3 protein-coding genes and 1 pseudogene are annotated in these 1,877 nt (G+C 56.7%); 2 read left to right on the top strand and 2 right to left on the bottom strand.

Annotated features, from left to right (window positions below):
- The coding region (locus ACRC1E_RS01560) for an RNA-guided endonuclease InsQ/TnpB family protein (protein WP_438513350.1) at nucleotides 1–309 on the top strand (309 nt) is incomplete at its 5' end.
- Between the two features lie 173 nt (nucleotides 310–482).
- A complete protein-coding gene (locus ACRC1E_RS01555; RefSeq protein WP_438513349.1) occupies nucleotides 483–1,043 on the top strand; it encodes a GTP pyrophosphokinase in 561 nt (186 codons plus the stop codon).
- A gap of 133 nt (nucleotides 1,044–1,176) precedes the next feature.
- On the opposite strand, the pseudogene ACRC1E_RS01550 reads toward ACRC1E_RS01555, so the two are convergent.
- Nucleotides 1,177–1,587: pseudogene (locus tag ACRC1E_RS01550) on the bottom strand (IS66 family transposase zinc-finger binding domain-containing protein); the annotation flags it as partial.
- Between the two features lie 60 nt (nucleotides 1,588–1,647).
- Nucleotides 1,648–1,877, bottom strand: a 230-nt coding sequence (locus ACRC1E_RS01545; protein WP_438513348.1) for an IS4 family transposase, incomplete at its 5' end; no start/stop codon positions are given.

The following is a 1,877-nucleotide window of genomic DNA, read 5'->3' as shown; positions in this document are numbered from 1 at the left end:
ATCCTCGATCAGGGCTGGTTCGAGTTTCGTCGCCAGCTGGACTACAAGCTGGCGTGGCACGGAGGGCATCTCATCGCCGTGCCGCCACGGAATACCAGCCGCACCTGCCCGTGCTGTGGTCATGTGTCGGCGGATAATCACCAGACGCAGGCGCGGTTTGAGTGTGTCGAGTGTGGCTACGAGAACAATGCCGACGTAGTCGGCGCGATCAATGTATTAAGGGCGGGACACGCCCGGCTAGCCTGTGAAGTGAACGCTGCGGTAATGGCGTCAGCAGCAGAAACCCACCGAGGCGAGCTGGCCGCCTAGCGGCCAGACGCGGTAGGAATCCCCGTCCTTTCCAGCCTCAAGGCTGGCGAGCGAAAGCGAGAGGGCGGGGAGGATGTCAAGACGTTCTGATAACTTGGGCTGACCGATGGCGCGCCCAGTACCGATGCCACATGGGTCGGAACACGGCCACCCAAAAGCAGTGGAGCAACAACATGGACAAGATCGAACAAGTCAAACAACTGGTCAGCGAGATCAACCGCTTGCACCGTGATTTTTCCAAATACTTTTTCGAAGCCGGCAAAATTGAAAAAATAAACCTGTCCAGAACCATCAAGCATGTGCCGCCTGCGCACATTTACCGCTACCGACTCGCCTTGCACGAGAGCGTCAACGATTACCTGATGACGGCAGACATTGACATCAAATACTTTTACCGCGTCAAGACACGGGAAAGCATTGACGACAAGATCGGGCGCTTCTCAAACCGCGAAGATCAATACCCGGTCAACAACTGGCTCAATGATATTTTTGGCGCCAGAATCATCCTGTCCGCCGCTGAAATCGAAACCGTGCTGGACTTACTGGATGCGTGGCAGGATGAACTGGGTCTGAAAAACTGGTACTTGCGCGACAAAGCCGGCTATCGCGGTCTGCATGTGTACTTCAAAAACAAGAGCAATTACTATTTTCCGTGGGAGCTGCAAATCTGGGATGCAGCAGACATGCAAAGCAATATCGAAAACCATGAGAAGTTCAAACGAAACTTCATGTAATGGCGTAAGCGTCCGGCCGCTCCACCTTGCCTAGCGGGCGCAGTAGCGATCAGCGCTTGAGAGGGATGGTACTGACAACTTAACCAGACAGATAGGTAGTCCGCCGGCCAGATCATTGCTGCGATAGGCGGTGTTCCAGCCGGTACAAAGGCAGGTGATCTACATACTTGCTGATGCCCACCCAGGCCAGCAGCCCCGGCGCAGCCAGCCCCCCGTCGATCACCGCCGGCGCGACCGCTGCAGCACTGACGGTTTCGCAGCCGCGGCAGGTATATTGCGGGCGGATATTGCGGATGACAAAGAAACGCGCGGGTTCGATGTCGAGTTGTTCGCTGACGTTTTCTCTGATCAGTGTGAGCGTGCCGTGGCAGTGACCACAGTGGCAGCTTTCCAGTTCGTGGCGTACGTCGATCCGCTCCAGATGCGCGGGCAGCGACTGGCGGCCGGCGCGCGAACGCGGTTTGCGGGACGGCTGCTGTTCGTCAGGCGCATCATGCTGTTCCAGCTCGGCCTCGACCGCTGCGATGTCCTGCAGGATATCCTCCTAGAACATGAGGCATGCTGAAAAAAACGGACACCTTCAACTCATACCATTACACACATCTCAAATCTCTGGCTTTGCGTCCGTGAGGATGTTGAAGGCCTGAATGGCATTGTGCAGCACCTGCAGACCCAGCCAGATCGTCTTGACCCCTGGTTCTCCATCACCCTTGCGACCGATAAAGCCGCCAAGCATCGCGATCAGGCGTAGAACTTGGTTCACGGTCGGCCTGGCCGGTGGTTTCTTGCGGTGCAGTGCATAGGCCACCCGACACTCTCCGGCATCAAAGGCCA

Source organism: Craterilacuibacter sp. (assembly GCF_051659485.1).
GTDB lineage: Bacteria > Pseudomonadota > Gammaproteobacteria > Burkholderiales > Chromobacteriaceae > Craterilacuibacter.
The sequence above is the reverse complement of the archived record's forward strand: the minus strand, read 5'-3'. Positions and strand labels throughout refer to the sequence as shown.